General features: G+C 30.0%; 21 protein-coding genes and 2 pseudogenes. 11 read left to right on the top strand and 12 right to left on the bottom strand.

Going from position 1 to position 20,813, the window contains the following annotated elements:
- The first annotated feature begins 2 nt into the window (after window positions 1–2).
- The 9 genes and pseudogenes from odhB (at window position 3) to atpC (ending at window position 9,557) form a co-directional block, all read left to right on the top strand.
- Window positions 3–1,281 (top strand): annotated as a pseudogene (gene odhB, locus ABXT52_RS06335) (2-oxoglutarate dehydrogenase complex dihydrolipoyllysine-residue succinyltransferase).
- Window positions 1,282–2,682, top strand: a complete 1,401-nt coding sequence (lpdA, locus tag ABXT52_RS06330; RefSeq protein WP_415271714.1) for a dihydrolipoyl dehydrogenase — start codon at window positions 1,282–1,284, stop codon at window positions 2,680–2,682.
- Window positions 2,683–2,704: 22 nt separating this feature from the next.
- Window positions 2,705–2,875 carry a hypothetical protein gene (locus ABXT52_RS06325; protein WP_415271713.1) on the top strand — a complete coding sequence of 57 codons (171 nt, stop codon included), beginning with the start codon at window positions 2,705–2,707 and terminating at the stop codon, window positions 2,873–2,875.
- Window positions 2,835–4,661 (top strand): primosomal protein N', encoded by a 1,827-nt coding sequence (gene priA / locus ABXT52_RS06320; protein WP_415271712.1) that lies wholly within the window; start codon window positions 2,835–2,837, stop codon window positions 4,659–4,661. The genes ABXT52_RS06325 and priA overlap by 41 nt, the downstream gene beginning before the upstream one ends.
- Before the next feature lie 110 nt (window positions 4,662–4,771).
- Window positions 4,772–5,329 (top strand): ATP synthase F1 subunit delta, encoded by a 558-nt coding sequence (gene atpH / locus ABXT52_RS06315; protein WP_415271711.1) that lies wholly within the window; start codon window positions 4,772–4,774, stop codon window positions 5,327–5,329.
- Window positions 5,330–6,865 (top strand): F0F1 ATP synthase subunit alpha, encoded by a 1,536-nt coding sequence (gene atpA, locus ABXT52_RS06310; protein ID WP_415271710.1) that lies wholly within the window; start codon window positions 5,330–5,332, stop codon window positions 6,863–6,865.
- A 3-nt stretch (window positions 6,866–6,868) separates the two neighbouring features.
- Window positions 6,869–7,744: a F0F1 ATP synthase subunit gamma gene (locus ABXT52_RS06305; RefSeq protein WP_415271709.1), complete on the top strand. Its 876-nt coding sequence runs from the start codon at window positions 6,869–6,871 to the stop codon at window positions 7,742–7,744.
- Window positions 7,745–7,746: 2 nt separating this feature from the next.
- Window positions 7,747–9,165 carry a F0F1 ATP synthase subunit beta gene (gene atpD, locus ABXT52_RS06300; RefSeq protein ID WP_415271708.1) on the top strand — a complete coding sequence of 473 codons (1,419 nt, stop codon included), beginning with the start codon at window positions 7,747–7,749 and terminating at the stop codon, window positions 9,163–9,165.
- Complete coding sequence (atpC, locus tag ABXT52_RS06295; RefSeq protein WP_415271707.1) at window positions 9,165–9,557, top strand: ATP synthase F1 subunit epsilon; 393 nt, start codon at window positions 9,165–9,167, stop codon at window positions 9,555–9,557. The genes atpD and atpC overlap by 1 nt, the downstream gene beginning before the upstream one ends.
- Here the strand turns inward: atpC and ABXT52_RS06290 are convergent.
- The 12 genes and pseudogenes from ABXT52_RS06290 to metX all read right to left on the bottom strand — a co-directional run bounded on the left by ABXT52_RS06290 (window position 9,550) and on the right by metX (window position 18,601).
- Window positions 9,550–10,026, bottom strand: a complete 477-nt coding sequence (locus ABXT52_RS06290; RefSeq protein ID WP_415271706.1) for an RNA pyrophosphohydrolase — start codon at window positions 10,024–10,026, stop codon at window positions 9,550–9,552. The genes atpC and ABXT52_RS06290 overlap by 8 nt on opposite strands.
- Complete coding sequence (locus ABXT52_RS06285; RefSeq protein WP_415271705.1) at window positions 10,027–11,166, bottom strand: S41 family peptidase; 1,140 nt, start codon at window positions 11,164–11,166, stop codon at window positions 10,027–10,029.
- Window positions 11,163–11,513 (bottom strand): ribosome silencing factor, encoded by a 351-nt coding sequence (gene rsfS / locus ABXT52_RS06280; RefSeq protein ID WP_415271704.1) that lies wholly within the window; start codon window positions 11,511–11,513, stop codon window positions 11,163–11,165. Before rsfS ends, ABXT52_RS06285 begins: the two co-directional genes overlap by 4 nt.
- Window positions 11,514–11,530: 17 nt before the next feature.
- Complete coding sequence (gene nadD, locus ABXT52_RS06275) at window positions 11,531–12,073, bottom strand: nicotinate (nicotinamide) nucleotide adenylyltransferase (protein WP_415271703.1); 543 nt, start codon at window positions 12,071–12,073, stop codon at window positions 11,531–11,533.
- A pseudogene (locus ABXT52_RS06270) lies at window positions 12,054–13,305 on the bottom strand (glutamate-5-semialdehyde dehydrogenase). Before ABXT52_RS06270 ends, nadD begins: the two are co-directional and overlap by 20 nt.
- A gap of 1 nt (window position 13,306) precedes the next feature.
- A complete protein-coding gene (gene proB, locus ABXT52_RS06265; RefSeq protein ID WP_415271702.1) occupies window positions 13,307–14,413 on the bottom strand; it encodes a glutamate 5-kinase in 1,107 nt (368 codons plus the stop codon).
- The gene (cgtA, locus tag ABXT52_RS06260; RefSeq protein ID WP_415271701.1) at window positions 14,403–15,386 is read right to left on the bottom strand and encodes an Obg family GTPase CgtA; all 984 of its coding nucleotides are present in this window, start codon (window positions 15,384–15,386) and stop codon (window positions 14,403–14,405) included. Before cgtA ends, proB begins: the two co-directional genes overlap by 11 nt.
- 29 nt (window positions 15,387–15,415) lie before the next feature.
- Window positions 15,416–15,670: a 50S ribosomal protein L27 gene (rpmA, locus tag ABXT52_RS06255; protein ID WP_271525759.1), complete on the bottom strand. Its 255-nt coding sequence runs from the start codon at window positions 15,668–15,670 to the stop codon at window positions 15,416–15,418.
- A 12-nt stretch (window positions 15,671–15,682) separates the two neighbouring features.
- Window positions 15,683–16,099: a 50S ribosomal protein L21 gene (gene rplU, locus ABXT52_RS06250; protein ID WP_271525758.1), complete on the bottom strand. Its 417-nt coding sequence runs from the start codon at window positions 16,097–16,099 to the stop codon at window positions 15,683–15,685.
- 64 nt (window positions 16,100–16,163) lie between these two features.
- The gene (gene gloB, locus ABXT52_RS06245) at window positions 16,164–16,883 is read right to left on the bottom strand and encodes a hydroxyacylglutathione hydrolase (RefSeq protein WP_415271700.1); all 720 of its coding nucleotides are present in this window, start codon (window positions 16,881–16,883) and stop codon (window positions 16,164–16,166) included.
- Window positions 16,884–17,480, bottom strand: coding sequence for a methionine biosynthesis protein MetW (metW, locus tag ABXT52_RS06240; RefSeq protein ID WP_415271699.1), 597 nt, complete (start codon window positions 17,478–17,480; stop codon window positions 16,884–16,886). It abuts the gene before it with no gap.
- A 2-nt stretch (window positions 17,481–17,482) separates the two neighbouring features.
- Window positions 17,483–18,601 (bottom strand): homoserine O-acetyltransferase MetX, encoded by a 1,119-nt coding sequence (gene metX / locus ABXT52_RS06235; RefSeq protein ID WP_415271698.1) that lies wholly within the window; start codon window positions 18,599–18,601, stop codon window positions 17,483–17,485.
- A 191-nt stretch (window positions 18,602–18,792) separates the two neighbouring features.
- On the opposite strand from metX, the gene hisC reads away from it, so the two are divergent.
- Window positions 18,793–19,875: a histidinol-phosphate transaminase gene (hisC, locus tag ABXT52_RS06230; protein WP_415271697.1), complete on the top strand. Its 1,083-nt coding sequence runs from the start codon at window positions 18,793–18,795 to the stop codon at window positions 19,873–19,875.
- A 2-nt stretch (window positions 19,876–19,877) separates the two neighbouring features.
- The gene (locus tag ABXT52_RS06225; protein WP_415271696.1) at window positions 19,878–20,777 is read left to right on the top strand and encodes a prephenate dehydrogenase; all 900 of its coding nucleotides are present in this window, start codon (window positions 19,878–19,880) and stop codon (window positions 20,775–20,777) included.
- Window positions 20,778–20,813: the final 36 nt, after the last annotated feature.

Here is a 20,813-nt window from a genome sequence, read left to right as displayed (position 1 = left end):
AAATGAGTGAAAAAATTTTAGTACCAGTTCTAGGAGAAAGTATTACTGAGGCGACAGTCGCTAAGTGGCTTAAGCAAGAGGGTGATACAGTTGAAGTAGATGAGGCAATTGTAGAACTAGAGACTGATAAAGTTAATTTAGAAGTTCCATCTCCCATAGATGGAGTTTTATCTGAAATAAATTCAAAAGATGGTGAAACCGTAGAAGTAGGAGCTCTTCTTGGTACGATAAGTCAAAATGGAACTCAACCATCTGAAAAAAAAAATAATTACAAAAATTGAACCTAAAAAAACTGAAAATAATGTAGTTAATTTAGAAATTAAAAAAGAAGTTCCTAAAGTTTTTAAAGAACCAGAAGAGGAAGAACCTTTAATATTAACCAATGAGATTAAAGAAGAGAAAATTTATTCTTCAAATAAAAATAATGAAATACTTTCACCAGCCGTAAGAAAAATGGTAGTTGAAAATAAAATTGATTTAAAAAAAATTAGTGGCTCTGGTAAAGAGGGTAGAATTCTTAAAGGTGACCTAATTAGCATGATGGGAGAGAACCCACAGCCATCAGAAAGAAAAATTAAATATGGTCAAGAAGAGAGAATTAAAATGTCTAGGCTTAGACAGACAATTGCAAAAAGATTAAAACAAGCACAAGAAAATGCAGCATTATTAACAACCTTTAATGAAGTTGATATGACTGGCATAATGAAAATGAGAAAAGAGAACCAGGAAGATTTCCAAAGTAGGTATGGAATTAAATTAGGGTTTATGTCATTTTTTGTAAAAGCATGTGTTGCTGCACTAAAAATGTACCCATCAGTTAATGCTGAAATAGATGGAGACGAAATTATCTATAAAAATTATTATAATATGAGTTTTGCAGTAGGAACTGAAAAGGGATTAGTAGTACCAGTATTAAGAGATGCAGATCAATTATCATTTGCTGATATTGAAAAAAATATTAAAACTATTTCTGAAAAAGCTAGAGATGGAAAAATAACCATAGAAGATCTTCAAGGTGGAACCTTTACAATTAGTAATGGTGGAGTTTATGGCTCAATGTTATCTACTCCAATATTAAATTTACCTCAATCTGGCGTGTTAGGTATGCACAATATAGTTGAAAGACCAATGGTAGTTGATGGTGAGATTAAAATTAGACCCATTATGTATCTTGCCTTATCTTATGATCACAGAATTATAGATGGAAAAGAGTCAGTATCGTTCTTAAAAATGGTTAAAGAAAACTTAGAGGATCCAAGAAGGTTATTTTTAAATATTTAAATGTCAGATAAATTTCAAGCAGTTGTAATAGGGGGTGGTCCGGGAGGTTATGTCTGTGCAATAAGATTGGCACAATTGGGACTTAAAACAGCATGTATAGAATCAAGAGGCTCATTAGGTGGAACTTGTTTAAATGTTGGGTGCATACCTTCTAAAAATTTATTAAATATTTCTGAAAATTATCATAAGGCAAAAAATTTTTCTAAACTTGGCATAGAAGTGGGTGAGGTAAAACTTAATCTTCAAAAAATGATGCAAAATAAGGATAAAGCGGTAACAATATTGACCAAAGGTGTAGAATTTTTATTTAAGAAAAATAAGGTCACTTATTTTAAGGGCACTGGAAGCTTTAAATCTGCAAATAAAATCTCAATATTAGATGATCAAAAAAAAGAAACTATAATTGAAGCAGATAAAACGGTAATTAGCACAGGATCTGTACCAGTAGAATTGCCAGGTATGGAATTTGATGAAAAAATAATTGTATCTTCAACAGGAGCATTAACTCTGCAATCGGTCCCAAAAAAAATGGTTGTAGTTGGTGGAGGTTATATAGGATTAGAGATGGGATCTGTTTGGTCTAGATTAGGTGCAGAAGTGCATGTAATTGAATTTTTAGAGCATATTACTCCTGGTATGGATAGAGAAATATCCTCAGAATTTATGAAAATATTAAAGAAACAAGGAATTAACTTCCATATGCAGACAAAAGTAGAAGGAATTAAAAAAAATATTAATGGTGCTATAGTTTCAACATCTGACAAAGATGGAAAAAAAGTAAATTTTGATTGTGATGTGGTTCTTATATCTGTTGGTAGAAAACCCAATACTACTAACTTAAATTTAGAAGCAATTGGTGTTGGATTAGATGAAAAGAAAAGAATTAAAACTAACAAAGCATTTCAAACAAATGTAAGTAATGTTTATGCAATTGGTGATGTAATAGATGGACCAATGTTAGCGCACAAAGCTGAAGACGAAGGTATTGCAGTCGCAGAAAATATTGCAGGACAATCAGGACATGTTAATTATGATATTATTCCTGGTGTTGTTTATACAACTCCAGAAGTTGCTTCAATTGGGAAAACAGAAGAGCAACTAAAAGAAGCAAATATAAAATATAAAATTGGTAAATTTTCGTTTATGGCAAACTCAAGAGCCAAAGCAATTGATGAAGCAGAAGGTTTTGTTAAAATCCTAGCTGATGAAAAAACAGATAAAGTTTTAGGAGCACATATTATTGGACCTCATGCAGGTGAATTAATTGGAGAAATTGGAGTTGCAATGGAGTTTGGTGCTAGCGCTGAAGATATTGCAAGAACATGTCATGCACACCCAACATTTTCTGAAGCAGTAAAAGAAGCAGCGTTATCAGTAGATAAAAGAGCAATACACTCTTAAAGTATTTTCATATTATAAAGATATGAAAGTACCGATTCTTATACCAAATATTTTTAATCATCCATTTACCTATAATTCAAATTTAAATTTAAAGGTTGGGGACTATGTAGTAGTACCTTTTGGAAAGTCAGAATTGACTGGAGTTGTATGGGATGATTTTGAAAAAAAAAACAAACAAAAATTTTGCAATTAAAAAAGTTTTAAGAAAACTAGATGTTCCATCACTAAAGAAAAATACAATTAAATTCTTAAATTGGTTTTCTGAATACAATATGATCCCTAAAGGTATGGCACTAAAATTGTTATTATTAAGTAGTGATGCCATAGAAAAGTTACCAATTGAAGCGTATGAGCCATTCAAAATTGACATCAAAGAAAATGAAATAAAACTTTCTAAAGAGCAAAAAGATTCATTAAAAAAAATGAATGTATTAAATCAAAAATTTAGAGTTCATGTTTTACAAGGCACTACAGGGTCTGGTAAAACGATGGTTTATTTTGAGGCTTTAAAAGAGATAATTAATAAGGGTTTTCAAGGGTTAATTCTACTGCCAGAAATTGGGTTAACAGGACAATTTCAAAATAAATTTATAGAATTTTTTGGATTTAAGCCTGCTGTGTGGCACTCAGGTATTACAAAAAAAAATAAAGTAATTATTTGGAGTGGAATAGCAAATGATAAAATTAAAGTTGTAATTGGTGCTCGGTCTTCATTATTTTTACCTTTTAAAAAACTAGGATTAATTATTGTTGATGAAGAACACGATCAATCTTATAAACAAGATGAGGGAGTAACTTACAATGCGAGAGATATGGCAATTTCTAGAGCATCCTTTGAAAATATTCCAATCAATTTAATAACAGCCGTCCCCTCTATTGAAACTTATGACAATATTAAAAAAGGTAAATATAGTTTATCAAAACTTGATCAAAGATATTTAAATGCATCTTTACCAAAATATGAAATAATTAATCTTAATAATTCAAAGTTAGAATCTCAATCTTGGATATCAAAAGAAACAATTGAGAAAGTAAAATTTCATCTTGAAAAAAAAGATCAAGTATTATTTTTTTTAAATAGAAGAGGATTTTCACCCCATGTTTTATGTAAAAAATGTTTTACTAGTTATTCATGTCCAAATTGTTCAATAAATTTAGTTTATCACAAAAACAAACAAAATTTATTATGCCACTACTGTGGATACAAAGCATTACTAAATAGGGACTGCTCTAAAGAAGGAAAATGTGATTTTATTTTTAGTGGGCCTGGAGTTGAAAGGATATCTGAAGAAGTAAAAAAAATTTTCCCCACCAAGGAAACAACTATATTTTCTAGTGATACAATGAATAAAAAAAGTTCAGCAGATGTTTTAGAAAAAATTATAGATAATAAAATTCAAATTTTAATTGGAACTCAATTAATTTCTAAAGGATTCCACTTTCCAAGTTTAAATTGTATTGTTGTTGTTGATATTGATTTATCATCACAAGGTCATGACTTACGAGGCGCAGAAAAGAATTTACAGTTATATCACCAACTTTCAGGTAGAGCAGGAAGAACAGGAAAGCCAGCAACTGTTTATTTTCAAACTTATAATTTAGATACCAAAATGATAACAGACATTACAAATAAAGATCCTGATATTTTTTTAGATAAAGAACTTGAAATTAGAAGAGAAAATAATCTTCCACCGTTTCAGAGATTTATTGCTTTAATAATTACTGGCAGCAATGAAAGAGAACTTGAAAAAGAGGCTTATAAGTTTAAAGTTTTTATAGAAAGTGCTGTCGAAGGTAGAGTTCTTGGCCCTGTAAATGCACCCATATTTAGATTAAAAAGAAAGTTCAGAGTAAGACTTTTGATCAGAGGTAGAAAATCACTAAAAGTACAGAATTCACTAGCCAAAATCATTGAAAAATTCAAATTTCCTACTGGAATGAAACTAACAGTTGATGTTGATCCAATAAACTTCAATTAACGGTCAAAAAATAACACTTTTAGACAATGTGTGACTTGAAGAGAATAGGGTCATATGTTAACTAAAACAGAAATTTAATAAATCTTCAAATATTTATAAGGAACAATAAATTGAGCAAAAATAAAGGTTTTTCCGAAACTTCAGCAGGCAGATATTCCCTGGCACTTTATGAATTAGCAATAGAAGCTAATAATTTAAGTGAGATCGAGGTTCATTCTGCTTCAATTATTAATTTAATTGCTTCAAGTGAAGATTTTAAATCTTTAATTAAGGATCCAACAAATAACAAAGAAGACCAATTGAATGCTCTAAGCAAAATTTCAGAACAATATAAATTAAATGAATTATTAAAAAAATTTTTAAGTTTCTTAATATCTAAAAGAAGATTTTTTTATGTGGACAAAATTCTAAAAAGCTTTGTTGAGACATGTTCAGTTAAAAGAGGTGAATTAAAAGCAGAATTAACTTCTGCAAAAGATCTTACTGAAAATGAGATTAACAACATAAAAGAAGAATTGACTAAAAACTTTAGTTCAAAAATAAAATTAAACTACAAACACGATGCAAGTTTAATTGGGGGTTTGATTGTGCAAGTCGGAAGCACAATGGTGGACACTTCCATTAAAAATAAATTACAACAAATCGAAAATAGGATGATAGAGGCATAAATGGATATAAACCCATCAGAAGTAACAAAGATATTAAAAGAACAAATTAAAAAATTTGGCGATAAAGCAGAAGTGACTGAGGTTGGTCAGGTTTTGTCAGTAGGAGATGGTATTGCTAGAGTATATGGATTAGACAATGTTCAAGCTGGAGAGATGGTAGAATTTTCTGATGGATCAAAAGGAATGGCTCTAAACTTAGAAAGTGAAAATGTTGGAGTTGTAATTTTTGGAGATGACAGAAAAATTAAAGAAGGTGATGTTGTTAAAAGAACAGGAAGTATTGTTGATGCACCTGTTGGAAAAGAATTATTAGGAAGAGTTGTTGATGGATTGGGAAATCCAATTGATGGTAAAGGTGCTTTAGATAAAACAACAAAAAGAAGTAGAGTTGAAGTAAAAGCTCCTGGAATTATTCCAAGACAATCTGTTAGTGAACCAATGCAAACAGGCTTAAAATCAATTGACAGTCTAGTTCCAGTTGGAAGAGGACAGCGTGAATTAATTATTGGTGATAGACAAACGGGAAAAACTGCAGTTGCTATTGATGCGATCATTAACCAGAAAAAAATAAATGAATCTGGAGATGAGAAGCAAAAACTTTACTGTATCTATGTCGCTATAGGTCAAAAAAGATCTACAGTTAGACAAATTCAAAAAACTTTAGAAGAAGCTGGTGCAATGGAATATACAACAATTGTAGCTGCTACCGCTTCAGACGCAGCACCACTTCAGTTTTTAGCGCCATATACAGGCTGTACTATGGGTGAATACTATAGAGATAATGGTATGCATGCATTAATCATTTATGATGATTTATCTAAACAGGCTGTAGCTTATAGACAAATGTCACTTTTATTAAGACGACCTCCAGGAAGAGAAGCTTACCCAGGAGATGTATTTTATTTACACAGCAGATTACTTGAGAGAGCAGCCAAGCTTAGTGATGAGCATGGTGGAGGTTCATTAACCGCTCTTCCAATAATTGAAACACAAGGTGGAGATGTATCTGCTTTTATTCCTACTAATGTTATATCAATTACAGATGGTCAAATATTTCTTGAAACAGAATTATTTAACCAAGGAATTAGACCAGCGATTAACGTAGGTCTATCAGTTTCTAGAGTTGGATCTGCGGCACAAACAAAAGCAATGAAAAAAGTTTCTGGTTCAATGAAGTTAGAGCTTGCTCAATATAGAGAAATGGCTGCCTTTGCACAATTTGGATCTGATTTAGATGCATCAACACAAAAACTTTTAAATAGAGGTTCAAAACTAACTGAACTTCTAAAACAAAAACAATATTCTCCTATGACAGTTGCTGAACAAGTAATTTCAGTTTTCTGTGGAGTTAAAGGTTATTTGGATGATATAGAGCTTAAAGATATTGCTGAGTTCGAATCTAAGATTATTGAAAAATGTAAATCTGAAAAACCAGAAATTTTAGAATCTGTTTTAAGCTCAGGTAAGCTTGAAGAAGATACTGAAAAATTATTAGTTGAAACTATCATGGAACTTAAGAAGAACTTTAATTCTTAAAATATGGCAACACTAGACGACTTAAAAAAAAGAATAGTGAGTGTAAAGTCTACACAAAAAATTACCAAAGCTATGAAAATGGTTGCGGCTGCTAAACTTAGAAGAGCACAAGAAAATGCTGAAAAGGGAAGACCTTATTCTGAAAAAATGAATAACATTATTCTTAATTTATCTAGTGGTATTTCTGATAAGGAAAATGCACCTAAGCTCCTTTCTGGAACAGGTGAAGATAAGGTACATTTATGTATTGTGTTAACATCTGACCGTGGTCTATGTGGTGGTTTTAATACAAATATTATTAAAAAAGCTAAAACATATTTTAAAAAAATATCTGATGAGGGAAAAACTTTAAAGATTATAACTGTTGGATCTAAGGGATATGATCAATTAAAAAGAGTTTATAAAGATGATATTGTAGAGAGAATATCTTTTAAAGATTCAAAAACTATTAATTATCAAGATGCTGAAAAAGTAGGAAAAATGATAATTGAAAACTTTGAAAAAGAAGAATTTGACGTGTGTACAATTTTTTATAATAAATTTAAAAATGTAATCACTCAAATACCTCAAGAACAACAAATAATTCCTTTAAAAACATCTGAAGCAGAAGAAAATTCTTCTGAGGATAATTATGAATTTGAACCAGATGAAGATGAAATTTTAAGCAATTTGTTGCCTAAAAATATATCTACTCAGATTTTTAAAGCGATGTTAGAAAATTCAGCTAGCGAACAGGGTTCAAGAATGAGCGCAATGGATAGTGCAACTCGAAACGCAGGTGAAATGGTTGACAAGCTTACTATTGAGTATAATAGAAGTCGTCAAGCAGCTATTACAAAAGAACTAATTGAAATCATATCAGGAGCGGAAAGTTTATAATTATGAGCAAAGGAAAAATCACACAGATTATTGGAGCAGTAGTAGACGTAAAATTTGATGGAGAATTACCAGAAATTTTATCAGCATTAGAATGTAAAAATGGAGACAACAGATTAGTTTTAGAAGTTGCTCAGCACCTTGGTGAATCAAGTGTTAGAACAATTGCAATGGATGCTACTGAAGGATTAAAAAGAGGTGATGAAGTAACGGCAACAGGCGCTCCCATTCAAGTTCCAGTTGGTCCAGAAACTTTAGGAAGAATTATAAATGTAATAGGTGAACCTATTGATGAAAAAGGTGAAGTTAAAACAAAAGAGAAATGGCCAATTCACAGAGCAGCACCTGAATTTAGTGATCAATCAACAGAGACAGAAATTCTAGTTACAGGAATTAAAGTAGTTGATCTATTAGCACCATATGCCAAAGGAGGAAAAATTGGTTTATTTGGAGGTGCGGGTGTTGGTAAGACAGTACTTATTATGGAGTTAATTAACAACGTAGCAAAAGCTCATGGTGGATTTTCTGTGTTTGCTGGTGTTGGAGAAAGAACTAGAGAGGGAAATGACCTTTATCACGAAATGATAGATTCAGGCGTTATTAAGCCAGAAGGTCCAGGATCAAAAGCGGCACTAGTGTATGGTCAAATGAATGAACCCCCAGGAGCTAGAGCAAGAGTTGCCTTAACAGGTTTAACTGTAGCTGAATATTTTAGAGACCAAGAAGGACAAGATGTATTATTCTTTGTTGATAACATTTTTAGATTTACTCAAGCAGGTTCAGAAGTTTCTGCATTATTAGGAAGAATTCCTTCAGCTGTTGGATATCAGCCTACACTTGCAACAGACATGGGTAACCTTCAAGAAAGAATTACAACAACTAACAAAGGTTCTATTACATCTGTACAAGCGATTTATGTACCAGCAGATGACTTAACTGACCCGGCGCCTGCTACATCTTTTGCTCACTTAGATGCAACAACTGTATTGTCTAGACAAATAGCTGAAATTGGAATTTATCCAGCAGTAGATCCTCTAGATTCTACCTCTAGAATTTTAGATCCTAGAATAGTTGGAGATGAGCATTACAGAGTTGCCAGAGAAGTGCAAAAAATTCTTCAAACTTATAAATCACTACAAGATATTATTGCGATTTTAGGAATGGATGAATTATCCGAAGAAGATAAATTAACAGTAGCTAGAGCTAGAAGAATTCAAAGATTCTTATCACAACCTTTCTTTGTTGCCGAAGTCTTTACTGGTTCTCCAGGAAAATTAGTAGATTTAGAATCTACAATTAAAGGTTTTGCTGCAATATGTAATGGTGAGTATGATCATTTACCAGAAGCTGCATTTTATATGGTGGGTACAATTGAAGAAGCTATAGAAAAAGCAGAAAAAATGGCGAAGGATGCTGCCGCATAATGAGTGAAGAGTTCAAAATAGAAATCGTAAACCCAGAGAAATCTTTTCTTTCAAAAGAAGATGTAACAGAAGTTGTTGTGCCTGCTTTTGAAGGAGAAATGGGAATTTTAAAAGACCATATTTCAATTATTTCATTTTTAAAGCCAGGGATTATTAAAATCTTTTCTAAATCAGGAGAAGACAATTATTACGTTGAGGATGGAATTGTTGAATTTAAGAATAATAATTTATCAGTTTTAACAAGTTCTATTTTTAATATTAAAGATATTGATAAAGATAAAACTAGTGAACTACTTGCTCAAGCAGAAGAAAGTTCAAAAAATAGCAATATTACAGATCAAAATAAATACTTAGTTGATCAAAAAATTGATGTGCTAAAAACTCTTAATTAATAATTTCTTTTACTTTTTCTTTAACATCTTTGTATACATGTAGCTTAAAGTCTACAACTAGGTCGGTTATATTCTCAAGATCAATCCACTTCCACTCACAAAATTCAGGATGTTTAGTCTTAATATCAATTTCGTTATCTTGCCCTAAAAATCTCATTATAAACCACTTTTGTTCTTGACCCCTATACTTACCTTTCCAAATTATACCTAATAAGTTTTTTGGTAATTCATAAGAGATTAATCCATCACATTCTTTAATTAGTTCAACATTTTTTATACTAGTTTCTTCTTCTAGCTCTCTGTAAGCAGCAGTTAAATAATCCTCACCCTTATCAACTCCACCTTGGGGCATCTGCCAAAAATTTTTTTGATTATCAGTTCTTTTTGCAACAAAAACTTTATTATCTTTGTTTAGGACAACAATTCCAACTCCACTTCTAAGAGGTAAATTTACTTTATTGTCCGACATTTATCCGTTGAGTAATTTTATTGCAAAATTCAATTGATTATCGGTTTCAGAATTAAATTTAAAATCATCTGAACCTTCTGTAACTTCTATATCAGGCGTTACACCTACTTCAGAAATAGATTTTCCTGAAGGGAGATAATATTTTGCAATAGTTAATCTAATAGCACCTCTATTTTTTAAAGGGATTATTGACTGTACAGAACCTTTTCCATAACTATTTTCACCAAGTATAATAGCTCTTTTATGATCTTTTAATGCACCAGCTACTATTTCTGATGCCGATGCCGATCCATAGTTAATAAGTATAATTAATGTTTTGCCATTTGTCAGATCACCTTTTTTAGCAAACCATTTTCGATTTTCTGAGGCTTGTCGACTTCTTGTCGATACAATCTCTCCATTTTCTAAAAAAAAGTCTGAAATTTTAATTGCCTGAGAAAGTAATCCACCAGGGTTATTTCTTAAATCTAAGATATATCCCTTTAGATCTTTATTTTTATTTAATTTATTAATTTTTTCTTTAATTTGTTTGCTACTATTTTCATTAAAGGAAGTTAGTCTTATATAACCAATATTATTATCTATAAGTTCAGATTTTACAGATTGAACCTGAATAACCTCTCTCATTATATTAAAAACTAATGCTTTTTTTACACCTCTTCTTCTAACTGTTATTTCAATACTTGATCCAACAGGCCCCCTCATTAAGTCTACTGCTTGCATTAATGATTTTCCTTGAACCTGAGTATTATTAATCTTCACAATATAATCACCAGCTTTTAAGCCTGCTTTTGATGCTGGAGTATTATCTATTGGTGATATCACTTTCACTACACCTGCTTCCATGCCAACTTCAATACCAAGCCCACCAAACTCTCCACTGGTTTCAGTTTGCATACCTTCAAAACTTTCAGGTGTCATATATGCTGAATAGGGATCTAGTGATTGCAATAAACCATTTATGGCTGAATCCATACTTTTTGATTGATCTACTTCATCAACGTATTCTTTGCTAATTTTTTCAAGCACCTCACCAAACAAATCAATTTTTTTATATATGTCAGTATTTTCAGAAAAACTTTTTTGAAAAGTAAATAATAGTATTATAGAAAAAATAAAAAATCTTTTAGTCAAAATCATATCATCACTTTTTCTTTAGGAATAACTTGTGACCATATTTTTTCTAATTCATAAAATTTTCTTTTATCTGGGTGAAATATGTGAACAATTAAGTCTATACCATCAACTAATTTCCAGTCCACACTTTCTTTTCCTTCAATCTTAGAATTTTTTACTCCATTACCCTTTAATTTTTCTAATACCATTTCAGATAAAGCTTGAATATGCCTAGAAGAAGTTCCGCTTGCTATAATCATATAGTCAGCCATTGAGCTTTTATTCTTAAGATCTATTGAAATTATATCGAGGGCTTTATTAGAATCTAGAGTTTTTAGAATTAAATTTTTAAGGTCTGAGTTTTTTTCCATTAATACAATTTACCTTATCAAATTTTTCTTAATTGAGAAGATGAAATATTGACTTTTTTAAAATTAATAAAAGATAATTTTTTTTTATTCACACCATTAAAGGTAACAGACTTTAGCGATTTAGCTTTATACCCCTGTCGATCAAATACAAGCAGATTGCATTTTTTTAAAATGGATTTCCACTTATACCATTTATGAAAATTGATTAGATTGTCAGCACCCATAATAAAATAGATCTTGAATTTTTTATCTTTATCTAAATAATTGATGAGATCGATTGTTTTATTAGATAGAACTTTTTCTTCATAAAATTTAACTTTAATAAAATCATTTTTACCAATGAATTTTTTTGCAAATTTTATTCTATTTTTAAGATCTGTTTTACTTGCGTTTTTAAATGGGTTTTGTTTAGTAATTGCCCATATAATATTTTTTAATTCTAATATTTTTTTAGCCTGTTTAGAGATTTCCAAATGGCCCTTGTGGGCAGGATCAAAAGTTCCCCCCAAGATTCCAATTTTTGTCTTTTTCTGTTTTAAGTTATTTTCTAGTTTTACCATTACTAATAATTTCATATTTGTATGAAACGAGCTGTCCTAATCCAACAGGTCCTCTTGGAGGCAACGTGTTTGTTGAAATCCCAACCTCACCACCAAAACCAAATTCACCACCATCTGCAAATTGAGTAGATGTATTATGCATTGCTATTGAGCTTTTAACATTTTTTAAGAATTTATTTGCAGTTTTTTTATTTTTAGTAATTATAGAGTCGGTGTGCATAGTTCCATATTTGTTAATATGATTAATGGCATCGTCACAATCTTTGACTGTTTTTACAGAAACTACTGCTGATAAATATTCAGTAGACCAATCTTTTTCTTTTACTGGATAAATTTTTCCCTTGTAATATTTTTTCAAAAAACGGTCTCCATAGATCTTGCAATTATTTTCTTCTAACTTTTTTAAAATTGGGTTACAGAATTTCTTAACAATTTTTTCATGTATTAAAATTGTTTCCGTAGCCCCACAAATACTAGTGTTTCTTAGCTTAGCATTATAGATAATTTCTGTAGCCATCTTTAGATTGGCATCCTTATCAATAAAAGTATGACAAAGACCTTCCAGGTGACCGATAATAGGGACACTTGAAAATTGCTGAACTCTTTTTACTAAATTTTTTCCACCACGAGGTATTATTACATCAATATAATCTTTCATTTTTGAAAGCATAAAGTCGACCATTTTTCTGTCTTTGGAGTTTACAAATTGAATAAAGTTTTCATTCACTCTATTTTCCCTAAGTGACTTTCTAAATAGTTTTGCTAAAATTTTATTAGTATTTATAGCCTCAGAGCCACCCTTTAAAATTACAGCATTTCCAGATTTGAAGCATAAACTTGCAACATCGGATGTCACGTTTGGTCTACTTTCGTAAATAACACCTATAACACCAATAGGTATAGACACTCTGCTAATTGTTAAACCATTTGGTCTTCGCCATTTTTCTAAAGTGGTATCAACAGGATCTTTTAAGTTAGCAATTTTATTTATAGAATTTTTTATGCCTATTAATTTTTTTTCATCAATAGTTAATCTTTCTATTAGATTGTTTTTTAAGCCCTTGCTAAGAGCAAATTGGATATCTTTTTGATTAGCTTTAAGTATGGATTTTTTTTTCTTTACCTAATAAAAAAGCATATCTTTTTAAAATTTTATTTTTAGTTTTTGAATTAACTTTATCTAGTGACGCCTTTCTTGCATTTTGACCTATTAATTTCATATATTTACTCATTTTATACCTCTACTATATCATCTTTATGAATTACTTCTGATTTAGAAATATATCCTAGTAATTTTTCTATCTCTTTTGAGTGGTGACCCATAATTTTTTCTATTTCATTCGATGAAAAGGAACTAAGTCCTCTTGCGCATTCGTAATTATTTCTATCTAAAACTTTGATGTGGTCACCTTTACTAAAACGGCCAGACACTTTTTTTATTCCTGCTGCTAATAAGCTTTTACCATTTGAAAGTGCCTGTTTTGCACCGTCATCAATAATAAGTGCACCCTTAGGTGAAATAGAGCTAATAATCCATTTTTTTCTAGCAGCCAATTTTGAAACTTTAGGTAAAAACCATGTGCAATTATTCTCTTCAGTTATTTTTTTAATGGGTCTGCTTAATAATCCATTTGCTATTACCATTTGACATCCTGATAATTGACAGATTTTTGCAGCATCTATTTTAGTCTTCATACCACCTGTGCCATGCTCACTAATACTTTTGGTGGCTATTTTTTCTATATCTTTATCTATATTTTTAATTTCTTTTATTAATTTTGCATTTTTATATATTTTTGGATTGTGCGTATAAAGACCGTCTACATCAGAAAGCAATATAAGTGAGTCCGCACCCGATATTTGTGCAACACGAGATGCTAATCTGTCATTGTCACCATACTTAATCTCTGAAGTAGCAATAGTATCATTTTCATTAACTATTGGCACAAAGCCTAGTTTAAATAAGTTATCAAAAGTTCTTTTTGCATTGAGGGCTCTTCTTCTTTGTTCTGTGTCTTCCAAAGTGAGAAGAATTTGAGAAATATTAATTTTCAATTTAACAAATATTTCCGAGAATAAATTCATTAGTTCAATTTGCCCAATAGATGCAACAGCCTGACTTTTATCAATCTTAAGGTTCTTTTTGCTAATATTTAGTTTTTTGCAACCCATTGCTATTGCCCCTGAGCTTACAATAATAATTTTTTTATTCTGTTTTATTAGTTCCTGAATATCTTTAGCAAATTCAGTAAGCCATTTTTTTCTTACTTTTTTTTTATCATCTATTAATAAAGATGAGCCAATCTTAATTACAATTATTTTAGAATCCTTAAGATACATAGGAGAGTAATTTAGCTTTAATTTTAGATATTGAGCCTTTTTCTAATGTTGAGAGTGTAACCACCTCAGAGTCTTTATTTTTAGAAAAATTCTTTAAAATTTCTTTCACCTCTTCTTCCTCTAATAAATCTGTCTTATTTAATACAATTATTTCTTTTTTTTCTAGTAAATCTTTACTGTAACTCCCTAGCTCATTTCGAACTTGTTTATATGTATTTTCAAGGTCTTCATCAGTAATATCTATTAAATGCATTAAAGTTTTACATCTTTCTATGTGTTTTAAAAATTGAATACCAAGACCCACACCTTCATGTGCACCTTCAACTAATCCAGGAATATCAGCTAGAGTTATTTCCTTATCATCATAACTTGCAACACCAAGATTTGGATTTAGTGTTGTAAATTTATAGTTTGAAATTTTAGGCATCGCATTTGTAATGGCAGCTAGTAAGCTTGATTTACCTGCGTTAGGTAATCCAACAATACCAACATCCGCAATAGTTTTTAATTGAAGCCAAATTACATATTCTTCACCAATTGCACCTTTAGTAAATTTTTTTGGAGCTCTATTAGTGGAACTTTTAAATCTAGTGTTTCCAAGACCACCTTTACCACCTTTAGCTACAATAAATTCTTCACCTTCTTTTTTAAAATCATAAATTAAAGTTTTATTATCTTCTTCAAAAACTTGTGTACCTATTGGAACCTTTAAAAATAAATCTTCTCCACCATGACCTGTACGATTTTGTCCAGAACCATTTACTCCTCTTCCTGCTTTATGGTGTTGTTGAAATCTATAATCGATAAGGGTATTTAAATTTCTTTCTGATCTTAGGAATATGGTTCCACCTTTACCTCCGTCACCACCGTCAGGTCCACCGTATTCAATAAATTTCTCTCTACGAAAACTAGGAGAACCATGCCCACCATTGCCGGCCTTTACATAAATTTTTACTTGATCTAGAAACTTCATATTACAACTGTTAGTTTTTAGTTGTACTACTAATTGGGTTTTACGGAAACGAATGTTCTGTCTAATCTACCTTTTTTAAATACTACTTTTCCTTCAACAACAGAAAAAATTGAATGATCTTTTCCCATACCCACATTTTCACCAGGAAAAATTTTAGTTCCTCTTTGTCTAACAATGATGTTTCCAGGAATCACTACTTCACCACCATACTTCTTAACTCCAAGTCTACGACCAGCACTATCTCGTCCGTTTCTCGATGATCCACCTGCTTTTTTTGTAGCCATAATTTGCCTAATTTATTTATTAACTGCTTCAGCTTCTACTTTAGCTTCAACCTTTTCAATTTTTTTAGTTGGTTTAACCATTTTTTCTGCTTCAGATAAAATTTTACCATCTTTAGAAAATATTTTACTAATTCTTATTAATGAATATTGCTGTCTATGACCATTCTTTCTTCTAGAATTTTGTCTTCGTCTTTTTTTGAAAATTAATATTGTTCTATTTTTTCCATTTTCAACAAGATCTGCTTCAACTTTTGCACCTTCAACTGTCGGTGATCCAACTTCAATATTTTTGTCATCTCCATAAGCTAAAATTTCTTTAAACTCTATTTTAGTTTCGAGTTTAGAATCCTCTAATCTTTCAATTTTAAGTATTTCTCCAGCCTTTACTTTATACTGTTTTCCGCCTGTTTGTATGATTGCGTATGACATTGTTTGATCTGTTTTTATAATCAGCAATATAGTCGGGGACCTATTTTAGTCAAGTCCGAATAAGCTAGAAATTATCCTTTAAATCCCTCAATTTTGAAAATATTTCTTCTGTATCAGATCTAAGAAAAATATTGCACTCTAATTCCTCTTTAATAGTGGACGGAATAGTGGGTAGATTGTTTTTTAATTTTTTATTTATATCTTTAATCTTAATTTTTAGGTTTTCATTATCTTTATCATGAGTAATACAAAATTTTGAGTTTTGTTTAGTATATTCATGTCCACAATAAATCTTCGTTTTTTCTGGCAATGCTTTTATTTTCATTAATGAATTATACATCTGAGAGTAGGTTCCTTCAAAAATCTTACCACAACCAAGTGAAAAGAGAGTGTCTCCTGTAAAAATTGATTCTTCATTATAAAAATAAAAACATATATGACCAAGGGTATGACCGGGTATATGAAAAATTTTAGCCTGGAAATTTTCTTTGTGCAAAATGTCTTGATCGCTGACTAATATATCTATTTCTGGAATTCTATCCTTATCTCCTTTATACCCAATAATACTAGCTCCATATTTTTCTTTTAGTTCTGTATTACCTCCCACATGATCATAATGATGATGTGTATTTAATATATATTTTAAATGTATATTTTTTTCTTCCAAATATTTGATAATAGGTTGTGCTTCACTTGGGTCGATCACACATGCAATATTTTTAGTTTTATCAATGATTAGATAAGAATAATTATCTTGCAGACAGGGTATTATTTGAATTTCCATTTAATTTTCAATTAAAAAAATACCTAGTTCTGCGGATAAATTTTTAATATTTAGGTTAAGTTTATTAATAGAAGATATTTTTTCATTATGCAGTGCTGATGATTTGCCTAATTTAATCTTTCTATTTTCACAAAAGTTATAAAAATCTTTTATGGTGCACATATGAAGGTTAGGGGTATTATACCACTCGTCGGGTAGATTTTTTGTAATTGGCATTGTTCCTTTAATTAATAGGTGAAGTCTAACCTTCCAAAAACCAAAATTAGGTATTGTAACAATAGCTTTTTTGCCGACTCTCAATAGCTCTTTGATGACTATTTCAGGTTTTAAAAATGCTTGTAATGTTTGACTTAAAATAACGAAATCAAAGGAACCGTTAGGAAATTGTAATAGATCTTTTTCTGCATCACCTTCAATAACCGTTAGTCCTTTTGATAAACATTTTTGAACATTATCTTTTGAGATCTCTATTCCCCTTATGTCTATTTCTTTATTGTCTTTAAGATATTCCATTAATATGCCATCTCCACAGCCCACATCTAAGACTCTAGTATTTTTTTTAATTAGATCAGAGATTATTTTAAATTCTTGTTTCATGTTTAATTTTTAGAATAAGCTGTTTTAATATAATCACCTAGAGTATTTAAAAACTTAGGAACTTCTAAAAGGAATGAATCGTGCCCTTTATCAGATTCAATTTCAACAAATCCGACCTCAGCACCTATGGCATTTAAGGCTATAACAATTTCTTTATTTTCAGAAGTTGGATAAAGCCAATCAGAAGTAAATGATATAATAAGAAACTTAGTTTTAGTTTTTTCAAATGCTTTAGATAAATTACCGTTATGTTCTTTGATTAAATCAAAATAATCCATTGCTCTTGTTATGTATAGATAGCTATTAGCGTCAAATCTATCAACAAATACAGACCCTTGATATCTTAAATAACTTTCTATTTGAAAGTCTGCATCAAAACCAAATTTCAAATCATCTCTTTCTTGCAACTTTCTTCCAAATTTCTCCTGAAGACCATTTTTAGATAAATAAGTTATATGTGCAGCCATTCTTGCAACAGACAATCCTTTGTTAGGATTTTTATTTTGATTAGAGTAATCACCATTTTCCCAATTAGCATCAGCCATAATTGATTGTCTACCAAGTTCATTAAAAGCAATGTTTTGAGCTGAGTGACTAGCTGTACAGGCTATTGGAATAGCAACTTTTGCTTTATCAGGAAAGTTATTAACAAACTGAAGTGTCTGCATGCCACCCATAGAACCACCAATAACAGCAAATAATTTATCAATATTGAAAAAATTTAAGAGATTAAATTGTGCGTTAACCATATCATTAATTGTGATGACAGGAAAAGTGGTACCATATTTTTTATTAGTATCAGGGTTAATTTCATTAGGACCAAATGAACCCATACACCCACCAATAACATTGGCACAAATTACAAAGTATTTATCCGTATCAATAGCCTTACCAGACCCAACAGCATAGGACCACCAACCTTCTTTTTTAGTAATCGGGTTTATACCAGAAACAAATTGATCACCAGTCAAAGCATGAAAAATTAGAATAGCATTATCTTTTTTTTGATTTAGAGAGCCATAAGTCTCATAAGCTATTGAATAGTTATTGATAGTTTGACCACAATCTAATTTTAATGGTTTATCTATTATAATATTTTTTATGTTCACATTTTTATTCATAAATATTAGCCAAATTTGAATTGTGAGACAAAAAAACTTATTTAGCGGTTTTTTTTAAGCGCTCGCAATTCAGTTAAATCAGCGCATATTTTTTGTACTAGATAGTATTTCTTATGTCAATTTTTTTAAAAAATGACTTATTCTATATGAAAGCATAATATTTTATTTATAAGGTAAATTAAATAAATAAAATGACAGTTCCAAAATTCAAAAAATTCAAAATAGAGGCCTATAAACCGGGTAAGTCGAATATAGCAAAAATACGAAATGTTATAAAATTGTCAGCAAATGAGTCAGCTCTTGGCGTCAGTCCAAGAGTAAAAAAAATTTTACAGAATAAAGAATTGTTAATATCAAAGTATCCAGACGGTAAAGCAAAAAACTTAAGAAAAGAAATTTCAAAAAAATATAAGTGTGATTTTGAGAAAATAATTTGTGGTGCAGGGTCAGATGAAATTATTCAAATGATTTGCCAGTTATACTTAAAACCCTCTGATGAAGTGATTGTTCCTCAATATAGCTTTTTAATGTACAGAATATATGCACAAATAGTGGGAGCAAAAGTTGTTTTTTCCAAGGAAGAAAATTTTAAAGTTTCAATAAATGAAATTATAAAGAAAGTAACAAAAAAAACTAAGATTGTATTTATTGCTAATCCTAATAACCCAACAGGAACATATCTAAGTAGAGCAGAATTAATAGAACTAAGATTGAAATTGAATAAAAATATTTTACTAGTTTTGGATGATGCATACTTTGAATATATGAAAAATAAAGATTATAAATCCGGTTTAGATTTATTTAAAAATAAAGATAACGTTGTTGTGTTAAGAACTTTTTCAAAAATATATGGCCTAGCCTCATTAAGAGTTGGTTGGGGTCACGGGCCCAAGAAAATTATCTCTGCAATGAATTTAATTAGACCTCCATTTAATGTAAATCAAGTTGCACAGTTGGCAGCAATAGAAGCTTTAAAAGATAGAAATTTTATTAATCTATCTGTGAAACACAATATCACAGAAGCAAATAAAGTTAGAAATGTTTTAGAAAAATTAAAAATTTTCTCTAATGAGGTGACAGCTAATTTTTTACTGTTAAATTTTGATAAATGTAAATTTTCAGCTAATAATATTTTAAATAAAATGCAGTTAAAAGGAATTATATTAAGATCTACAGAGGATGGATATAATATTAAAAACAAATTAAGATTAACAATTGGATCAAAAAAAGAGAATATGAGATTTATAAAAACAATTAAGGCTATCTTTAATTAATTATGAAAAATATTTTAATTATAGGCTGTGGTTTAATTGGTTCTTCATTATTAAGGGCAATATTTGAAAAAAAAATAGCTAAAAAAATATTTGTCTATGAAAAATCAAAATTAAATATTTTAAAAATCAAAAAATTAAAATTACCATGTGAAATTACAAATGATTTAAAGCAAATTATCCCAAACTTAGATTTGATAATATTTTGCACTCCACTAGGGGAATATGAAAAAATAATTTTAAAGATAAACAAATATTTATTACCTAAAACTATCATTACAGATGTTGGGTCATCTAAAGTAAAGTCTATGGACTTAATTAAAAAAAAATTGAAAAAAGGAATTTTTTGGACATCCAGTCACCCTATCGCAGGTTCAGAAGTTAGTGGCCCAGAAAATGGAGTAAAAAATTTATTCCTTAATAAATGGTGCATATTAATAAAAGAAAAAAATACCAACAGAAAACATCTTCTGATACTTACCAAGTTTTGGAAAAAGATTGGTTCAAAAGTTGCAATTATGGACTCAAAAAGACATGATACGGTTTTTTCTATAACAAGTCATTTGCCTCATTTAATAGCATATAATTTGGTTAAAACAGCAACAGATTTCGAAAAACAACAAAGATATGAATTAATAAAATTTAGTGCAGGTGGCTTGAGAGATTTTTCAAGAATTGCCGCTTCCAATGAAATTATGTGGAGAGATATTTTTTTTAATAATCAAAAAAATATTTCTAAAGCTATTGATTTATTTATTAAAAATTTACAAGCATTTAAAAAGGATATTCAATCAAGGAATAATAAATCAATAATTAAAAAGCTTACAGATACAAAAAAAGTTAGAAAAAAAATAATAAAATTAAAGCAAGATATAAATAAGCCTGATTTTGGAAGAAAGAATTAAACTTTTATATTTTTAATTAATTTAGCTAGATACATT

The sequence above is a fragment of the Candidatus Pelagibacter sp. Uisw_121 genome (genome assembly GCF_047722545.1).
Lineage (GTDB): Bacteria > Pseudomonadota > Alphaproteobacteria > Pelagibacterales > Pelagibacteraceae > Pelagibacter.
Note: the sequence above shows the minus strand (reverse complement) of the source record. Positions and strands in the feature narration are given on the sequence as shown.

Excerpts from the sequence above, each read along its gene's own strand:
- atpD (WP_415271708.1), top strand. The coding sequence starts at position 7,747 with ATGAGCAAAGGAAAAATCACACAGATTATTGGAGCAGTAGTAGACGTA.
- gloB (WP_415271700.1), bottom strand. The coding sequence starts at position 16,883 with ATGGAAATTCAAATAATACCCTGTCTGCAAGATAATTATTCTTATCTA.
- ABXT52_RS06305 (WP_415271709.1), top strand. The coding sequence starts at position 6,869 with ATGGCAACACTAGACGACTTAAAAAAAAGAATAGTGAGTGTAAAGTCT.
- lpdA (WP_415271714.1), top strand. The coding sequence starts at position 1,282 with ATGTCAGATAAATTTCAAGCAGTTGTAATAGGGGGTGGTCCGGGAGGT.
- metW (WP_415271699.1), bottom strand. The coding sequence starts at position 17,480 with ATGAAACAAGAATTTAAAATAATCTCTGATCTAATTAAAAAAAATACT.
- atpA (WP_415271710.1), top strand. The coding sequence starts at position 5,330 with ATGGATATAAACCCATCAGAAGTAACAAAGATATTAAAAGAACAAATT.
- hisC (WP_415271697.1), top strand. The coding sequence starts at position 18,793 with ATGACAGTTCCAAAATTCAAAAAATTCAAAATAGAGGCCTATAAACCG.
- rsfS (WP_415271704.1), bottom strand. The coding sequence starts at position 11,513 with ATGGAAAAAAACTCAGACCTTAAAAATTTAATTCTAAAAACTCTAGAT.
- priA (WP_415271712.1), top strand. The coding sequence starts at position 2,835 with ATGATTTTGAAAAAAAAAACAAACAAAAATTTTGCAATTAAAAAAGTT.
- cgtA (WP_415271701.1), bottom strand. The coding sequence starts at position 15,386 with ATGAAGTTTCTAGATCAAGTAAAAATTTATGTAAAGGCCGGCAATGGT.
- metX (WP_415271698.1), bottom strand. The coding sequence starts at position 18,601 with ATGAATAAAAATGTGAACATAAAAAATATTATAATAGATAAACCATTA.
- nadD (WP_415271703.1), bottom strand. The coding sequence starts at position 12,073 with ATGGTAAAACTAGAAAATAACTTAAAACAGAAAAAGACAAAAATTGGA.
- atpC (WP_415271707.1), top strand. The coding sequence starts at position 9,165 with ATGAGTGAAGAGTTCAAAATAGAAATCGTAAACCCAGAGAAATCTTTT.
- ABXT52_RS06325 (WP_415271713.1), top strand. The coding sequence starts at position 2,705 with ATGAAAGTACCGATTCTTATACCAAATATTTTTAATCATCCATTTACC.
- ABXT52_RS06225 (WP_415271696.1), top strand. The coding sequence starts at position 19,878 with ATGAAAAATATTTTAATTATAGGCTGTGGTTTAATTGGTTCTTCATTA.
- rplU (WP_271525758.1), bottom strand. The coding sequence starts at position 16,099 with ATGTCATACGCAATCATACAAACAGGCGGAAAACAGTATAAAGTAAAG.
- proB (WP_415271702.1), bottom strand. The coding sequence starts at position 14,413 with ATGTATCTTAAGGATTCTAAAATAATTGTAATTAAGATTGGCTCATCT.
- ABXT52_RS06290 (WP_415271706.1), bottom strand. The coding sequence starts at position 10,026 with ATGTCGGACAATAAAGTAAATTTACCTCTTAGAAGTGGAGTTGGAATT.
- rpmA (WP_271525759.1), bottom strand. The coding sequence starts at position 15,670 with ATGGCTACAAAAAAAGCAGGTGGATCATCGAGAAACGGACGAGATAGT.
- ABXT52_RS06285 (WP_415271705.1), bottom strand. The coding sequence starts at position 11,166 with ATGATTTTGACTAAAAGATTTTTTATTTTTTCTATAATACTATTATTT.